The organism is Streptomyces sp. YGL11-2, from assembly GCF_050054615.1.
Lineage (GTDB): Bacteria > Actinomycetota > Actinomycetes > Streptomycetales > Streptomycetaceae > Streptomyces.
Genome location: NZ_JBNHIN010000036.1, coordinates 38,469 through 54,771, shown reverse-complemented (window position 1 = coordinate 54,771; position 16,303 = coordinate 38,469). Strand labels below are relative to the sequence as shown.

At 69.4% G+C, this 16,303-nt stretch carries 13 protein-coding genes and 3 pseudogenes; 7 read left to right on the top strand and 9 right to left on the bottom strand.

From position 1 onward, the window contains the following. Position 1: 1 nt before the first annotated feature. The 3 genes from ACO1BR_RS31100 to ACO1BR_RS31090 are packed head-to-tail and all read right to left on the bottom strand — an operon-like array spanning position 2 to position 2,459. The gene (locus ACO1BR_RS31100) at positions 2–826 is read right to left on the bottom strand and encodes an FAD/NAD(P)-binding protein (RefSeq protein WP_426798419.1); all 825 of its coding nucleotides are present in this window, start codon (positions 824–826) and stop codon (positions 2–4) included. Continuing rightward, the gene (locus ACO1BR_RS31095) at positions 823–1,308 is read right to left on the bottom strand and encodes a cyclic nucleotide-binding domain-containing protein (protein WP_426798418.1); all 486 of its coding nucleotides are present in this window, start codon (positions 1,306–1,308) and stop codon (positions 823–825) included. Before ACO1BR_RS31095 ends, ACO1BR_RS31100 begins: the two co-directional genes overlap by 4 nt. Next, a complete protein-coding gene (locus ACO1BR_RS31090; RefSeq protein WP_426798417.1) occupies positions 1,305–2,459 on the bottom strand; it encodes a 4Fe-4S dicluster domain-containing protein in 1,155 nt (384 codons plus the stop codon). The genes ACO1BR_RS31095 and ACO1BR_RS31090 overlap by 4 nt, the downstream gene beginning before the upstream one ends. A gap of 174 nt (positions 2,460–2,633) precedes the next feature. On the opposite strand from ACO1BR_RS31090, the gene ACO1BR_RS31085 reads away from it, so the two are divergent. Together ACO1BR_RS31085 and ACO1BR_RS31080 are read left to right on the top strand one after the other, a co-directional pair. After that, complete coding sequence (locus ACO1BR_RS31085) at positions 2,634–3,140, top strand: hydrogenase maturation protease (protein ID WP_426798416.1); 507 nt, start codon at positions 2,634–2,636, stop codon at positions 3,138–3,140. A gap of 129 nt (positions 3,141–3,269) precedes the next feature. Then, positions 3,270–3,545 carry a DUF1876 domain-containing protein gene (locus tag ACO1BR_RS31080; protein WP_426798415.1) on the top strand — a complete coding sequence of 92 codons (276 nt, stop codon included), beginning with the start codon at positions 3,270–3,272 and terminating at the stop codon, positions 3,543–3,545. Between the two features lie 93 nt (positions 3,546–3,638). On the opposite strand, the gene ACO1BR_RS31075 is transcribed toward ACO1BR_RS31080, so the two are convergent. From ACO1BR_RS31075 to ACO1BR_RS31065, 3 genes are all read right to left on the bottom strand, one after another. After that, positions 3,639–4,076: an Hsp20/alpha crystallin family protein gene (locus ACO1BR_RS31075; RefSeq protein WP_426798414.1), complete on the bottom strand. Its 438-nt coding sequence runs from the start codon at positions 4,074–4,076 to the stop codon at positions 3,639–3,641. A gap of 474 nt (positions 4,077–4,550) precedes the next feature. Then, positions 4,551–6,869 carry an NACHT domain-containing protein gene (locus ACO1BR_RS31070; protein WP_426798413.1) on the bottom strand — a complete coding sequence of 773 codons (2,319 nt, stop codon included), beginning with the start codon at positions 6,867–6,869 and terminating at the stop codon, positions 4,551–4,553. Between the two features lie 211 nt (positions 6,870–7,080). Continuing rightward, the gene (locus tag ACO1BR_RS31065) at positions 7,081–8,376 is read right to left on the bottom strand and encodes a DUF6801 domain-containing protein (protein WP_426798412.1); all 1,296 of its coding nucleotides are present in this window, start codon (positions 8,374–8,376) and stop codon (positions 7,081–7,083) included. Positions 8,377–8,856: 480 nt separating this feature from the next. On the opposite strand from ACO1BR_RS31065, the gene ACO1BR_RS31060 reads away from it, so the two are divergent. Further along, the gene (locus ACO1BR_RS31060) at positions 8,857–9,009 is read left to right on the top strand and encodes a hypothetical protein (protein ID WP_426798411.1); all 153 of its coding nucleotides are present in this window, start codon (positions 8,857–8,859) and stop codon (positions 9,007–9,009) included. Between the two features lie 167 nt (positions 9,010–9,176). After that, positions 9,177–9,989 carry a cutinase family protein gene (locus tag ACO1BR_RS31055; protein WP_426798410.1) on the top strand — a complete coding sequence of 271 codons (813 nt, stop codon included), beginning with the start codon at positions 9,177–9,179 and terminating at the stop codon, positions 9,987–9,989. Positions 9,990–10,091: 102 nt separating this feature from the next. Here ACO1BR_RS31055 and ACO1BR_RS31050 read toward each other — a convergent pair whose 3' ends face one another. Both ACO1BR_RS31050 and ACO1BR_RS31045 read right to left on the bottom strand, forming a co-directional pair. Beyond that, entirely contained in the window at positions 10,092–13,088 is a 2,997-nt protein-coding gene (locus ACO1BR_RS31050) for an AfsR/SARP family transcriptional regulator (RefSeq protein ID WP_426798453.1), read from the bottom strand. Further along, a complete protein-coding gene (locus ACO1BR_RS31045; protein WP_426798409.1) occupies positions 13,085–13,360 on the bottom strand; it encodes a DUF6338 family protein in 276 nt (91 codons plus the stop codon). Before ACO1BR_RS31045 ends, ACO1BR_RS31050 begins: the two co-directional genes overlap by 4 nt. 268 nt (positions 13,361–13,628) lie before the next feature. Between ACO1BR_RS31045 and ACO1BR_RS31040 the strand changes: the two are divergent. From ACO1BR_RS31040 to ACO1BR_RS31030, 3 genes and pseudogenes are all read left to right on the top strand, one after another. Beyond that, a pseudogene (locus ACO1BR_RS31040) lies at positions 13,629–13,757 on the top strand (IS5/IS1182 family transposase); the annotation flags it as partial. A 295-nt stretch (positions 13,758–14,052) separates the two neighbouring features. After that, positions 14,053–15,147: an alpha/beta hydrolase gene (locus tag ACO1BR_RS31035; RefSeq protein ID WP_426798408.1), complete on the top strand. Its 1,095-nt coding sequence runs from the start codon at positions 14,053–14,055 to the stop codon at positions 15,145–15,147. A 296-nt stretch (positions 15,148–15,443) separates the two neighbouring features. After that, a pseudogene (locus ACO1BR_RS31030) lies at positions 15,444–15,978 on the top strand (NUDIX hydrolase). On the opposite strand, the pseudogene ACO1BR_RS31025 reads toward ACO1BR_RS31030, so the two are convergent. Beyond that, positions 15,956–16,247: pseudogene (locus ACO1BR_RS31025) on the bottom strand (hypothetical protein); the annotation flags it as partial. The pseudogenes ACO1BR_RS31030 and ACO1BR_RS31025 sit on opposite strands and share 23 nt — an antisense overlap. Positions 16,248–16,303 lie beyond the last annotated feature (56 nt).

Here is a 16,303-nt window from a genome sequence, read left to right as displayed (position 1 = left end):
CTCACAACTCCCTTACCGAGAGCAGGGGTTCGGCAATGCTCCAGGGGACGACCGGGCCGTCGCGGCACAGCAACAGCGGACCGAGCTGGCAGTGCCCGCAGTGGCCGGTGCCGCAGTGCATGGTGCGTTCCAGGGAGATCCGGACCCGGTGCGGGGCGAGTCCGCGGTGGACGAGGTCGCGGGCGGCGGCCCGCATCATCACCTCTGGTCCGCAGACGAAAGCCGCCGCGTGCCCGGGGTCGAACTCCGCCCGGTCCAGCAGGCCCGTGACGACTCCCACGTCCCCCTGCCAGCTGTCATCCGGCCGGTCGACGGTCACCTCGATCCGCGCTCCGGCGGCCCGCCAGTCATCGAGGTCCCGGGTACAGAGCAGGTCACCAGGGGTGCGGGTGCCGATGAGGACGGCCAGGCGGCCGTATCGTCGCCGTGCGGCCAGCACGGCGCGGACCAGCGGGCGCAGGGGTGCCAGGCCCAGTCCCCCGGCGACGACCAGCACGTCGCGTCCCTGGGCTGCGAACAGCTCCCAGCCGATGCCGAACGGCCCGCGGACCCCCACCGTCGCGCCGGGTCGCAGGCCGTGCAGCGCCCGGGAGACCGCACCGACCGCGCGGACCGTGTGGGTCAGCCGGTGGCCGTCCAGGTCGCTCATCGAGAGCGGGATGTCGCCGACGCCGAAGGCGTGGACCATCGCGAACTGCCCCGGGACGAACGGCGGCAGTGCGTCGGCCACCGGGTCGAGCGCGATGTCCGCCGTGTCGGCGGTCTGGTCGGTACGCGCCGTCACCCGGTAGGGAAGCGGCACCAGGTCCGGGCGGGCCGCGGTCACGGCACCGCTCCCCCGGTCCCGGCCTGCCGCACGTCACCGGGCGGGCCGTACAGATCCAGCAGGCGGGTGCGGCAGGCACGCAGCCGCCTGCCGATCGCCACCGCGGCGACGCACCGGGTCACCGCCAGCCCGAAGGCCGGGTACGCGTCGATCGCGTCCCGGACCTCCCGGGCATCGAACTCCCACGCCGTCACCGGGGCACGGGTCTGCGCACCGAGATGCCAGTGGTAGGGCTCGAACAGCCAGGACCAGCCGAGGAGTTCACCCTCACCAAGGGTTTCGACGACGGCCGTGCCGCGGCCCGGCTCGTACACGTCGAGGGCAACGGTCCCGGAGCGGATGATCCAGAACCGGTCGGCCGCACCGCCCTCGTCGAAGATCCGCAATCCCGCCGGGAAGGAGACCTCGCGGGCGAAGGCGAGCAGTCGGTCACGGTGTACGGGCGGCAGTGCGCCGAAGAAGCCGGAGCGGTCAGTGGTCACGGGGTGTCCTCCCCCGGCCCGTCGCCCGCAGCACGCTCCGCGTTCAGCGCATGGGCCTCCTCGGTGATGTCGATACCGACCGGGCACCAGACGATGCACCGCCCGCAGCCGACGCATCCCGAGCTGCCGAACTGGTCGTACCACGTGCCGAGTTTGTGGGTGGCCCACTGCCGGTAGCGGCTGCGGCCGGAGGCGCGGACCGGCCCGCCCGGGAGATGGGTGAACTCCAGGTCGAAGCAGGATTCCCAGCGCCGCCACCGCTCGGCGTGGTCGCCCGTCAGATCGGTGACGTCCTCGGCGGAGGTGCAGAAGCACGTCGGGCAAGCCATGGTGCAGTTGCCGCAGGTCAGGCAGCGTGCCGCGACGTCGTTCCAGCGGTCGGCGTCCAGGGTCTCGCGCATCAGCACCTGGAGGTCCACCTCGGGCATGGTGCGGCCCATCCGGTCGGCCGCCGCAGCGACCTTCTCCCGTGCCACGGTGACGAGCGACGCGTCAGCCGGCAGCTGCGGCAGTTCGGCCAGTACCGACGCGCCCTCGTCGCTGCCGGCCCGCGCCCAGAAGCGGTGGCCGCCGCCGTCGACGACCTCCGTCAGCGCCAAGTCATAGCCGCCGTCCACGGCGGGGCCGGCGCCCATGGAGGTGCAGAAGCAGGTGGCGCCCGGTTCGGTGCACTCCACGGCGACCAGGAAGGCCCGTTCGCGACGGGCTCGGTACCGGCTGTCGCTGTGCGGCCCGCCGGCCAGTACCCGATCCTGCACGGCGATCGCCCGCAAGTCGCAGGGCCGAACCCCGAGGAACGCGTACGACGGCGGCGGGGTGTCATCCTCGGTCACGGCCCAGGCGCCGTCGGATCCACGGTCGGCGCTCCACTGCCGCTCGCGCTGCGGATGCAGGTAGGTCTTCCACGACTGCGGGCCGGCGCTGTGCGCGAACGCCGCTCCGTCCCCACGGGGCCGCACACGATAGTGCCCGGCCTCCAGCTCCACGCCCCAGCCGTAGGGCAGTTCGTCGCCGTCGGTCAGTTCGGCCAGCACGATCGCCCCGTCGCGCAGTGTAGGGCCGATGACAGTACGGCCTCGCGCGGCGAGGACCTGGATCAACGCCGCCATCCCGTCGGTCCCGATCACCGCGGTGGATGCCTCGCCCGTCATCGGCCGCCTTCCGGTGCAGATCCCTCCAACGCGGTCAGTATGTGGCCGGTCACCATCTCTGCCTGGGCCGACAGGTCGGAGGTGTGCTCCATACAGCGCTGCCGGTACCTCGTACGGCCCCCGGGGCGCCTTCGGACGGCTCCGCGGCGGCCGAGGCGGGGAAGGACCGACGCCATGGATCGTTCCTCCGGCTCCCCCACGCGGATCGCCGTGATCGGCATCGGCAACGACCACCGCCGCGATGACGGCGTGGGGTGGGCGGTGGTGGCCGAGCTCGCCCGGCGCCGACTCCCCCGCGGCGTCGCGCTGTTCCGCACCGATGGGGAACCCGCCCGGCTCATCAGTGCCTGGGAGGGTGCGGACCGGGCGATCGTCGTGGACGCGGCCCGTTCCCGTCCGTCCCGGCCAGGCCACGTCCGCCGGTTCCGCATTCACGACACGCTCTCCCGCAGCCCCTGGAGCGAGACCAGTTCGCATGGTTTCACCCTGGGCGATGCCGTGGAGCTGGCCCGTGTGCTGGGTCGGCTGCCCGGGGAACTCCTTGTCTACGCGGTGGAAGCCGCGGACTGCGGGCCGGGGACCACCCTGTCACCGTCGGTCGCCGCCGCCGTTCCCCCGCTCGTCGCACAGATCGAGCAGGTCCTCGTGCACCGCGGTGGCACGGTGGATGCCGAAGGCTGAGGTCAGCGTCCGCCCCGCCGTGGCAAGGCGAGAGGACGTAGGGCCGGCCGGCTCATGAGAGAAGGCGCTTCAGCCCTGTCGGGCTCCGTGGCGCGTGCCGATCCTGGATGTCGCCACAGGAGGTATGTCATGGCCAGGACCGTGGAGTGGAAGGTACGGCTGCACCTTTTCGAGGAGGGGAGCACCACGAAGGCCCCTATGGTGCTCGACACCGGGGCCACCATGCTCACCGGCCACGGCACGGCCCGGTGCAATCCGCCGGACCCGAACGTCCCCGGGATCGGTGACGAGCTGGCCGCCAGCCGCGCGATGAGCGACCTGGCGGGACAACTGGCACGCACCGCGTCCGACGACCTGGAGGGCGTACAGGAGTCACTGCGGCGCTCGGCGAAAGTGACCACGTGACGCGGTGATCACGTGACGCAGGGCCGGGGGGTGATCGTTCTGTGATCGCACCTCGGCCCTGGCCTTCTCTTCCCTGTTCCGTCGCCCTGCGACTCAGCTGGGCCGGGTCGCCCGGGTGACGGGGATCTTGGTGGTCTCGCCCTTCGCCGCCTCCAGCGGTACCCGGACGGTCAGGATGCCGTCGGAGTAGTCGGCGGTCGCCCTGTCGCCGCGGGCCCCGGCGGGCAGCCGCACCGCGCGTGCGAACGAGCCGTAGTGGAACTCCGAGCTTTCCTTGGTCTCCGTGCGCTCCTCGCGCTCGGCGCGGATGGTCAGGAAATCGCCCGTGACATCGATCTCCAGGTTCTTCTCCGGGTCGATGCCCGGCAGCTCCGCCTTGACCTGGTACGCGTCCTCTGCCAGGTGTTCTTCGATGCGGATCTCGTGTGCGCCGAAGTGCCACGGCCCTCCGAGGATCCCGCCTTCCAGCCGGTCGAACACGTCCTGCATCGAGAGCGTCCGTGCCGGGTGCCGTTGCAGTACGTTGCCCATCGTTGCTCCTCAGTCAAGATGGCCCCAGGGGCGGTGGAATGCTGCCCCTTGCCGTCGAGCCTGCTCCCCGGCTCCCTGCCGGCCAATGAGCCGATGGGCGCTGGGCCCCGGGCCGAACGGCCCGCGGGCGGACGACGTCGCCGGTCATGACCGCCCCGACCCGTCGCCGCTTCGTCTCGCTTCCTTTCGCCACGCCGTCCGCCGCCGTCGCCCGTCTCACGGGAGCCGGCGCGGATACGGGTCGGTCGCCCGGCGCGGCAACAGTCGCACCCGGGCGTCCACGACGGTGCTGCCGTCGGGGCGCGCGATCACCGGGTTGCACTCGGCCTCGGTCAGCTCGGGAAGGTCGTCGGGCAGACCCGCCCAGTACTCCTGGTGGAAGAACGCCAGAGCCTGCGGCTCGGGGGCGTCCGCGGGGAGCTTGTAAGCGGTGCGGTAGCGATCGACGATCCGCTGGTAGTCGGCCCCGTCGACCTAGCCGTGGCCATCGGTGTCGGCGACGTCGAACGGGCGGTCCAGGTTGCCGTTGTCGGTCCGGTGAAGGATGCGCTCGGGCGGGGTGTCGGCGGTCGCGCACAGGTGGTCCCGGAGCTGGGCGTGGCGGAACTGGTAGACCGTGCCGACCCGCCGCAGGACGCCTCGCTCGTAGGCGTCCTGCAGGAACGCATCCAGGTCCCTTGGCAACCATCCCGTCAGGGGCAGCCAGATTCGGGCCAGGACTACCCAACGCCCCCAGGCGGTCATGGTGCCGACCCCGAGCGCGATCATGGATCCGGCCACCAGTCCGGCTCCGATTCCAGCCAGGGAGTTCGACGTGAGCCCGAACATGATCCCGTACCCGGACCCGATCACAAGCCCGACAGTGAGCAGCTGCTTGAGTACGGTGGCGCGGTTCGTGTTCAACAGGACCGACGGCAGGACGAGTTTCTCTCTCGGGATGACAGTCTCGAACCCGGCCCCGAGCGCGGCGATGAGCCCCATCGCGAACCCCAGGCTGATCCCCGCCGCGAGCTGCACGCCCGCGTTCAGCGCGATCACGGGCCCGGGAACACCCAAGAGGGCCGACAAGGCCCCAATTCCCAGCGCCCACAGGAGTCCGAACAGGAGACCACCGGCGAGCCCGCCCGTGACTCTGGGGCGGAAGCTCTCCCGCAGTCTCGTCTTCGTCCAGTCCTGAAGCTTGATCTCCATGAGCGACGGTTCGAACAGCGGGCCCCCGACCTTCATCTTCGTAACGAACCCATGCATGAGAGCGAAGGTCAGACCCACCGCGAGCCCGTTCAACGAGCCGGCGATACCTGCCGTCATGAGCCCGTGCGCGGGCCCGTACGCGAGCCCGGCCTCGGACCCGTTAACGATCCCGGCCACGAGTCCGGACGCGATGGCGACCGTGACCCCGACCCGCAGCATGAGCCAGCGCAGCTTCACGGTGGTCCCCAGCCGCCACCATTCGATGTCGGGCGTTTTGAGTTCCGTCAGATGTCCGGCGAGGTAGCCGAGCCAGTGCTGGGCGCGTTCGGCATCCCAGCGCCGGTTTTCTTCTTCTTGTGCTTCGGGCTCCTTGGGTGGAAAACGTTCGTAGGCGGTACGGATGTAGCTGTCCAAGAGGTGCTTTTCAAGAGCTTCTCGGGTGTCGAGCTTCTTGGATTTCAGCAGGTCCGATGGGTCACGGTCGGTCAGTTTCGATGGGTCGGAGTCGGATTCGTAGACGAACCGGGCAAGTGTGACCATCAGGGGGGTGGTGAGCACGGCGGCGAGATTGGCGCTGGCCTGTGTGCGGCGGCTCAACTCACCCAGGACGTAAGCCCACCCGACCTGGGGGTTGACGTCCGTACCGTCGGAGGGAGTTGTGCCGGTGGCCGTCCGCAGGTATGCGACGGAGTCGTCCAGGTTGAGGTCGATCAATTCGATAGCGGCGGCGGAGGGCACGACATTGTCTTCCGCGGCAGCTTCGATTTCGGTGCGGCGGCTGGTCACGAGCAGCGGCAAGGTGCTGCTGTTGAGTGCTATCAGCGCGCGTTTGCGCAGACCCATGGCGATCTCGTCGAACCCGTCCAGGATCGGTAGCACGTATTTGGCACCCACCAGCACGGCGGCCCACGTCCTACCGCTGGGGCTGACCTCGGCGAGAAAGGGGTGATCCCGCTCCAGCCGGCCGATCAACCAACGCCGTAGCGAGGTAGTGCCGGGATTCCATGATCCGAGACTGAAGATCACCGGCACCGGCGCTTTGCCGGCGCTAGGACGCTCTTTGAGGCGGTTCAGTGCGAACTGTAGGGCCAGGACGCTCTTCCCTGAGCCTTCCCGCCCCAGCACCATCAGCCAGCGGAGCTCTGCCCGCTCGCGGACGGCCGTGATTTCGTCCAGTTGACGCAGGCCCAGCGGGTGAGCATCCGGTGTCCCAGCCGGGGCGTTGCGGATGTCCTCCCGACGGCCGGGCGCTTCCCCGGGCACCGGTTGCCAGTGCACAGTCAGCGGACTCCGGTCCTGTAACCGCAGTTGTTCCTCCTCGTGCTGCAGGCGCGCGTCGACCGCATCCGCGAGCAGATCGGCCTTTTTGGCCAGCTCGTCATCAAAGGAGCGGCGCTCGTCGCGCACTGCATGCACGAGTTGCTTGACCAACTTGGCCAGCGCGTCCTCGGCGGAGACCCCTTTGGCGAAGAGCACGTTGACGTTGTGGTCGCCGATACTGAGAATGCCCGAGACGTCTCGGACCGTGATCTGCGGTTCGCCGCCCGACTGGGCAGGAGTCGGGGCGGGCCCCGACTCCTGCGGATCCGGCGCGACGCTCACCGGTACAGGGTGTTCGTCGCGCCGTCGCCGGTGGAGATGATCCCGGCATTGTCCGTGACGGAGACGCTGCGGATCTCAGCCAACAGAGGCACCTCTCTTCTCTTCGCACGGATGGTCGGCTTTCCGTGGCCGTCCTCGCCCTCGGCAGGCAGGCGCCTGTGCCTGCCTGCCGCCCTGCTTGAGCCTCCGTTACACAGGCGGTGGCCGTTGACTACGCCTGTCGAACGTATGCGGTGCCGAGCTTCTCGTCGGTCACGACATCGGCGTCTTCGCCCTGTAGCAAGCCCGCGAGTTGGCTGTCCAGGTCGGCGCCACCGCCAGCCCGCGCACCGACGCCCTGATGTCCTGCCTGGTACGGAATATGACGTGCCATCAGGAGCCTGCGACCATCCGTACCCTTCCGGCCCGTGCTGCCGTGCGATGTCGCCCTACCGCCACACCCTCGACGCTGGGGGGCAGCACCAACCAAGACCTTCCGGTGCCAACTGAAGTCACCCCTCCCGGCCTTGACACCTTCGGCAGGCCAGTCAGGCCTCGGGTTGAGGTAACGCCGATCCCCTCCGTCATCACCGGTGCGGCGGCGGTTCTTCAGCCGCGTGCCGAGGAAGAAGGCGGCGGCGCATGCGACGAGCGCGCCCACGGCCAACAGGATGAGATCCCCGGTGTCCTGGCCGACGGCCGAGGGCTTCGGGACGATCGTGGGTTCGGTCGGCCTCGGCGTCGGACGGGGGGAGTTCGCCACCCGTGTGGGGCTGGAAGCCCTCGGGCTCGGATTGCCGGGCGTGATCGCGCTGTCCTTTGCGGGCCCGGCGCCCGCTGACATCGCCGGTTTGGGAACGGCGGCGCCCACCGATCCGGTCGTCGACCTCGGAGCGGTGGTGGCCACCGATCCGGTCGAGGAGTTCGGAGGGGCGGTGGGCGCCGAACCCGGCTTCGTGATGTCGAAGGACGTCACGACATTGCTCTGGCCGGCGTTCAGGGTGCACGGCGCGTCGGCCCAGAGTGCCAGTCCGCCGTTCTTCGCGAGGAGGTGGAGGGTGAGGTCGCCGGCGGTGACCGTCCCCTTGCCCGGATGGCTGAAGGTGCGCGTGGTCGCGCTGGCGGTTGCCCTGACTTTGAAGGGACCGGATGCCGGGACGCTGGTCGTGGCCATGTGGAAGGGGACCGTGACGTCGAAGTCATCCTGAGGCGCGGCCACATGGGCCCTCGCGTTCGCCGTGCCCCCGAGGGTCTTCATGCCGACCCTGGCGAGCCACTGGGTGAAACCCGCACCCACCGTCGCCACCGCGTTGACGGCGACGGGCTTGCTGGGCGCGCCGACTGCGACCGAATTCGGGATGTCCGAGTCGATCTCCACTGTGAATGGTTGATCGCCGATCAGGGGAGACGAGCACGTATAGCCGAAAGTGCGCGAAAGCGGTTGCGCGGCAGCCGTTCCCGCTCCGATATTTCCCACCAACCCGCTTGCTGCTGCCAAAACCGTGGCGACCGCAAGGATGATCCTCATCCTTGGCCTGCCGCACCTGATGCTCATGAGTTAGCCCCCGTTCACTGTTCGGGTGTGCGATGACGCTGCGATGACGCAACGACTCTCATTTCCTGAAGCTCAGCATGCTGCTCAGATCGCATGCCCCGTGCCGCATCTGCGGTGCCCGGACGATTTCGGTCAGCGGGGCACGTAACGCTACTGGGAAGACGCGACTCAGGCGGCTCAGGTTCCGTGAGGAACGTGAGGCACCGCTCAGACACCCCCCAAAAAGTCCTTGCTACGGGGCGTCTTCCAGGAATCCCTTCATGGCTGACTGAACATCAGGAACCGTGCATCTGCGCTTGCCGATGTTCGTGCACTGCGCTGCGCCGCCAGTCGGCAGCTCGGACCACTTGACCCTGACCCTGACGCGGGGGCAGGTCATTCGGCGCGGTCGGGGGTGGCGATCGCCCTTAGCTGTGGGCGTGTTGAGGACGGCAGCGGCTCCAGGTCCGGCAGGTGTCCCAACTTCCCGACGGCGCCTCCTCCGAGGCCACCTCCCGCGTCCTCGTCCCCGCCGTCGTCGGCACCCAGCACATCTCCTGGGTCCCCAACGACCGTACGGACATCGTGGACCGGGTGCAGAAGATCCTCACGGCGGTAGTGCCCTGACCCGCCGACCTCTCCCTGAGCTCTGAGTCTTGAACCCCGAGCAGTGGTGCGTGACAGCCGCTCCACCAGCGCAGTCATCAGCATGTCATCGCGATGTCAACGGCCGTGCCTAGCGTCTGGAGCCTTCGTTCTCGGACACGTCCACGACCTCAGGGGGAGATCAGGCAATGGCGAAAACGAGCAGGACAGCACGGGCGGTTCGCACCGCAGCCGTAGCCGCGGCGCTGACCACCAGCGCCGCCGTCGCGTTCCCGTCCGCCGCGCACGCGGCCGACACAGAGCACTACTACATCGAGATCGGCGGCACCGGTCCTACGGATTCCGGTCCCGATTGCCCCACGATCACCAAGTCCTACACCGCCGCGAACGACCTTCTCCACCTCGGTTCCTCCGCGATCAAGGTGTGCTACCCGGCCACCGCCGGCCCGCTCATCGGTCCCCACGGCGGGCTCATCGAGCCCCCCTTGCAGCTCAACCCCGACGCCGCCACCGCACCGACCTACGACGCCAGCGTGCAACAGGGCTACCAGAACGGGTTGCAGGCGGCGGAGGACACCCACCGCGCGCACCCGAACGCGCGCCTCACGATCACCGGCTACTCCCAGGGCGCCCAGGCCGCGGACGAGGTGCTCCAGAAGATCGCGAGCGGCAGCACCGGCATTCCGCGCTCCCAGGTCGACGGCATGCTCTACGCCGACCCGATGCAGCCCGACACCGGGTTGTTCGCGCATCTCCCCAAGGGGTTGGGCATCCCCGGGGTGGCCACCGCCGCCGGCGCCGGCCCGGCGGAGTTCAACGGCATTCCGGTCAGGCGGTACTGCATCATCGGCGACCCGGTGTGCGACTTGAGGTCCATCACGAACGCACCCGGCTACATCAACCTGCACTGGAAATACCCGCAATTCGTCATCCCCAAGAACCTCACCCAGGACGGCCAGGACGGCGTCCAATGGCTGAATGAGAACGGAGACCCCGCGTAGGACTCCTGACGGAACCGCGGGGACAGGGGGACCTCGGGACCGGGCACGGCCGGCCACGCTCCGGCCGGGCCCGGACCCGCAGGCCCTGCCCTGCCCGAGGCGCTATGGCTCGTACTCGCCGGCGCCCGGCCGTCGTTGCTGTCGTCGGCGGCCCAGGTCGTCCAGCGCGCGGGAGACTCTCGCCCGGTTGGCGTCGGTGTCGGGGAGGGTGGTGCCCCGTTCGAAGAAGTCGCGCGCCCCGGCCAGGTCCTCGGCCACGGCGCCGTGCCAGAGCAGCCGGTGACGTATCGCGATCTCCGACGCGGTGCCGGTCTCCTCGTCCAGGACCGCGCGTGACCGACGCCGGAGTTCGGCGGCCGCCTGCACGTTGCCGAGCTTCGCCTCGGCCGTGGCCAGCCTGCCGAGGACGGCGGAGTACAGGGGGACGTCCCCAAGGCGTCTGGCCAGGTCCTCGGCCTTCCCGAAGGTGCCCACGGCCTCCGCGGGCCGGCCGAGGTCGAGTTGGAGACCACCGAGGCGGAGCAGGGTCTTGCCGTGCAGCCTGGGGCTGCCCGACTTCTCGGCCCGGGCGATCGCCTCCAGGTAGCGGTCGTGGGCCTTGTCGTACTCGCCGAGCTGGTGGTGCATGTCGCCGGCGCGGGTCATGATCGACCCCATGAGCCAGTCGTCGTGCTCCAACGCCCCGGCCAGGCGGGCGACTTCGGCGAAATAGGTCATGGACTCGGCTATCCGGCCCTCCAGGTTGGCGAACGTCCCGAGGCCGGCCGCGGCTCTGGCCTGCTCGTGCGGGTCACCGGCCCGGCGGCTGATGTCCAGCGCCTCCGTGAAGTGGGTGCGGGCCTGCCGGTAACGGCCCTGCAGCCCGTACATGACGCCCAGGCCCGTGCGCAGCGCGGAGTCCATCCGCCGGTCGCCGACCCGAGCGACGATCGGCAGCAGCATCTCCAGCGCGGTGCGGCACTCGTGGAAGCGGCCCTGCCGGGTGAGGTGGTCGACCAGGCCCTCGGCGATCCAACATGCCTCGTCCACATGGCCCGCGGCCGCCGCCTGGCCGATCACGTCGAGCAGTTCACCGCCTGCCGCGTCCAGCCAGGTCGCGGCCTCCTCCCAGTCCGCGAACGGGCCAGGGTCCTGCGGGCCGGTCGGGAAGGACGAGGTGCCCCAGTCGCTGGAGCGACGGGCGACTCTCACGTACAGCCGGAACACACCTCTGCGGGCCGCCGCGGCCTCGTCGGGCGAGGCAGCGGCAACGCGTCGGGCGTAGGCCGCCACCAGGTCGTGCAACCGGTAGCGGTCGGCGGTCACCCGCTGCACCAGACTCGCGTCGGCCAGGCTCTCCAGGGCGCGTTCGGCGTCGGGGGGCGTCCAGTCGAGCAGGGCGGCCAGTGTCAGCCGGTCCAGCCGTACGGTGGGCGACAGGCCCAGGGCGCGGAAGGCACGCTGCTCGGCGGCTGAAAGCTGGTCGTAGGAGATCCGGAAGGCGACTTCGACACTGCGGTCCTCCACCGCGAGTTCGTCGAGCCGGTGCTCGCCGTCGGTCAGCCGCGCCACCAGGGCTTCCACCGCCCACCACGGGCGGTCCTGGATCCGCGCCCCGACGATGCGCAACGCCAGCGGAAGCCTGTCGCACAGTGCGGCCAGTTCGCGTACGGCCGCACGCTCGCGGTCCGATCCCTCGCCGCCGCCCTCGCCGCCGACGATACGGGTCAGCAGTCCCGCCGCCTCGTCGAGGTCGAGCGGGGTGAGCGAGACCCTGCGGTCCGCGTCCAGCCCGGTCAGCCGCCGGCGGCTCGTCACCAGCACCATGCTGCCGGAACCGGCGGGCAGCAGCGGTCGTGCCTGCTCGGCACGGGAGGCGTCGTCAAGGACGAGGAGCAACCGAAGGGACGCGGTCGCCGCCCGCCACGACGCGGCCAGTTCGTCCAGATCCTCGGAGTCCTCCCCCTCACCGGCCCCCACGGCGCGCAGCAACCGCCTGAGCAAGCGATGCCGTTCCGCCGCCTCCCGGTCTTCGCGGTGCCCGTGCAGCTCCACGAACAGGCAGCCGTCGGGGTACTGCTCCCGCAGCGCCCGCGCAGCGCGCACCACCAGCGCGGTCTTCCCGACCCCGGCCATGCCGTCCACGGCCCGTACGGTGACCACGTGCGGCTCGGCGGGCGCGACGAGAAGGCCGAGTTCCCGGTCCCGGCCCGTGAAGTTGCCGACGTCGACCGGGAGTTCATGGCGCGCACGGTGCTGCTGCCGAGCGGGACCTGTCTGCCGAGGCCCGGCCGGCTGTTCCGCACGGTGTCGTACGTCGGTGCCGAGCAGATACGTGTCGTCGCCCCGCAGGACCGCCTCGTGCACCCGGCGCAGTTCGGCGCCGGGCTCCACTCCCTGCTCGTCCACCAGCCGGCGGCGCGTCGCGGCGTAGACCGCCAGCGCGTCGGCCTGCCGGTTGCCGGCGTGCAGGGCACGCATGAGGAGGGCGGCCAGAGCCTCGTTGTAGGGGTGGGACCTCGTCAGGGAGAACAGTTCGCCCACGGCCTCGGCGTGCCGCCCCGACCGGAGCAGGCAGTCGGCCTTGTCCTGCACCAGCACGAGCCGCTGCTCGACCAGCCGCAACCGTTCGCCCTCCGCGAAGGGCCCGGGGATCCCGGCCAACGGCTCGCCGCGGAACAACCCCAGTGCCGTCGACCACGCGTCCACCGCGGCGCCCAGATCTCCGGAATCCCTCGCCGACCGCCCTTCAACGGCGATCTCCTCCCATCGCGCCACGTCCACCTGCGCGCTCTTCGAGGCAAAGCGATAGCCGCCGGGAACGGTGTCGATCACGGCATCCGCCGAACCCTTTCCCTGCGCATCCAGGCGCCGGCGCAACCGGTGCACGTAGACCGGGATCACCTTGTCGCCCGTGCCGGGGGGCTCCGCACCCCACACCCCGTGGAGCAGCTGCTGCCGACTGACCGTCCTGCCTGGTCGGAGCAGCAGAGCGACCAGGAGAGCCTGTTCACGAACCGGCCCGAGCTCCAGACCCGTGTCACCACGCCAGGCCCGGAGCGAACCGAGCAGAGCGAACCGAAGTTGCGGATTCGCATCGGCGGACAACTCACGCATCATCGGCACGCGGGGAGTTCATAAGGCTCCCGCCCACCTGCGGTGACCACCACAAGACCTGCTCGCCGGGCAGAGGCAAGGGCGGGGCCCGCGACAATCGCGTAAGCCCCGTTCAGGGCCATGCCGGCCGTGATGGCGCGCAGGCCCCTCTCGCCCAGCTGCGCCTCCCCGGCGACCGGCCCGCGCCGGCGTCCCCATAGGAACTGACAGGTCAGCCCCGGCAGAACAAGTAGCACGAGCGACGCCAACTGCCCGATTGCCGAAGGTGGTTGCACGCATTCTCCTGCCCCTTGGTCTGCCTTCAGAGCCTTTCACACCCGCCCAGCTGCGTGTGCCGGAACGGATGGGCTACTCCGATCACGGGTCACGTGCCGATGAGGGGTGAACGAGCGGAGGGCGGTCCCAAGACCGGCGATACACAGCCCTGGTACACGGCAAGGGCAATTCCAGCTCGGTCGTGATGCATGTGATCCGGACTGTCAGTACGACTGGGACCGCCGTCACTGGGGCGCAAACGCACGGCTCAGCGCTCCGCGCCCGCCCGCAGCCGACCGCATCATCGACCACCTCAGCTCCTTTCTCGCACTCCGGCCACGTCGCCGGTTCCGCAAGGACACCGTCCTCATCGTGGACGGAACCCTGGTATCCACGCGGGACCACACGGTGGAGGAACCGAGGGGCTCGGCCGACGTCAGGGGAGCGGTCTTCAGTTCCTGATGCGATCACGTTTGGGAGGAGGCCGGGTGTGCGTCCAGTTGTTCGCCACTGTCCGATGGACCCTCTACGTGGTGTGGCGCTTGGGACTGCGGGGTGCCCGAGGCGGGCCGCGGTGCGGACCCGGGTGACCTGCGGATCCGCACAGAGTGGAACGGTTTGCCCGCTACGGCTCTCTAGCCTGGTGCGCACCGGTTGGCGGTGCTCTGGACCGGGGTGTCCAGGCCGAGACGTCGCAAGGGTTTGCTGTTCCATGGGTCTGACGAGTGCCACGCTCCTGATCTGTGCCGTGCTGTGCACGGTGCTGGTGTTCGCAGCTGCGGTGTGGCTGTGGCCGCGGCTGGTGCGTCCGGGTGCGAGACAGGTCCTGGGGCGGATGGGAGCGCTCGTCGTCATACAGGCGTTCGTGTTCGCATCGGTCGCGCTCGCGGCGAACCGTACCTTCCTGCTCTACAGCTCGTGGGAGGACCTGCTCGGTCAGACCCGCCAGCAGGCGGCGCCCGTCGGGGCCGCGGCGATGCAGGTCCTCGGGCGGCAGGCCCCGGAGGTGCCCGGCGGCGCGAATCCGCAGGCAGGCGGCGTGATCGAGAAGGTCATGGTGCACGGCGGGCGTTCCCGCACCGCCGCCCAGGCGTACGTGTACCTGCCGCCGGAGTACTTCCAAAAGGGGAACGAACATCGCAAGTTCCCGGCGGCCGTCGTACTGACCGGCTTCCCGGGGATGGCGGAGAACCTGCTCAAGGGGCTGCGGTACCCCAAGACGGCGTGGACCCAGGTCAAGCAGAAGAAGATGCAGCCGATGATTCTCGTGATGATGCGGCCCACCATCGCGCCCGCCAACACCCAGTGCATCGACGTCCCCGGCGGCCCGCAGAGCGAGACCTTCTTCGGCACGGACGTCACCAAGGCGATATCGAGCACCTACCGCGTCGGCACCTCGCCGCGGAACTGGGGCATCATGGGCGACTCGACCGGCGGCTACTGCGCGTTGAAGATGACGCTTCAGCACCCGGAGACCTACGCGGCCGGGGTGAGCCTGTCGGCGGAGTACAAGCCGGAGATCGACAGCGACTCCGGTGACCTCTTCCACGGGAACAAGAACGAGGAGAAACGATCCGACCTGCTGTGGCACCTGGACCACAAGCCGCAGCGCAACTCCTCGTTCCTGGTCACGTCCTCACACCAGGGCGAGCCCAACCTCAAGGCCACCCAGCAGTTCATCAAGAAGGTCAAGGCTCCGGCGCACGTCTCGTCGATCATCCTCGACCGCGGCGGGCACACCTTCAACACGTGGCGACGGGAGATCCCACCGGCGCTGCAGTGGCTCCGCGGGCGCCTCGGCACCTGACCTGCGGCAATATTCGATAGCCGTAGACAACGCCCGGCGGCAGGGCAGCCACACCCGTTGTAGCGTTACCGACATGATGGTTTGGATCTTTATCGCTATGGCCCTGGTTTTCAGCAGCATGACGATGTGGCTGTCTTCACGCAGCACGCGTAGCCAACAGGAGAGCGATACCCGGTAGCGCTGATACACCGCAACTTCCAGACGAGCGAGCCAGATTAGCCCGCCTTGGGCGCCGCACATCTGGCGCGATCCTCGTCCGAGATGCTGGGGGCCACCAGGCGCGAGGGGCGACGTTCATGCAGTGGAAGACCCATGGCGAGCGGCAGATCTACACGAATCCTTGCGTGAACCTGTGCCTGGTGGACGTTCAGCAGCCGGACGGGCGTCGATGGGAACACCACGTCGTCCGGCTCCGTCACCTGGCCGTGGCTGCCGTGGTCAATGATCGCCGCGAGGTTCTGAATGATGTGGCGCCACCGCTTCATCACCGACGCCTGGGCATGAGAGTTGCCCATGGGCCTCATAGAGGAAGGCGAGACGCCGGAGCAGGCTGTGTCCCGTGAGGTCCTTGAGGAGACGGGCTGGCGCCCAGGGCCGATGAAGCCGCTGATCTACGCAGAGCCTGCGAACGGGATCACGAACTCGCAGCACCACATCTTCCGGGCAGACAGCGCGACCTACGTCCGGCCTCCGACGGAGAAGAACGAATCCGACCGCATCGAGTGGGTCCCGCTCGCCGACGTGCGCGGCATGATCGACCGCCGGGAGATTGTCAGTAGTGGGTCGCTCGTCGGCCTTCGGTACGTCCTCATGGACGAGGCGATCCGCTGATCCGTGTCGGGAGCACTTCCCTCAGCCGTGCTCGAAGGCAGCAGCTACGGGTTCGTGCCGGCAGGCGGTCAACTCTCCGTAGAACTCTCCGAGGTGGCGGGCCAGCCGTTCGGAAGCAACCGCCGAAGCGGGTTCCAGAACCTCGGTCGCGGTGTGGCACGCCTGGTCGAGCTTGCCGAGCTGGAGCTGCATGCGGGCCAGCCAGGAAGCGTGGAAGGCACGCCCCGTTGGTTGGCCCCGTGTTCCCTGCGCAGGGCATCCGCGAGGCGCTCGTCGGCCACCAGCTTCGATGTCTTGGGACACCGAGCCATCAGCTCTGCCGTGG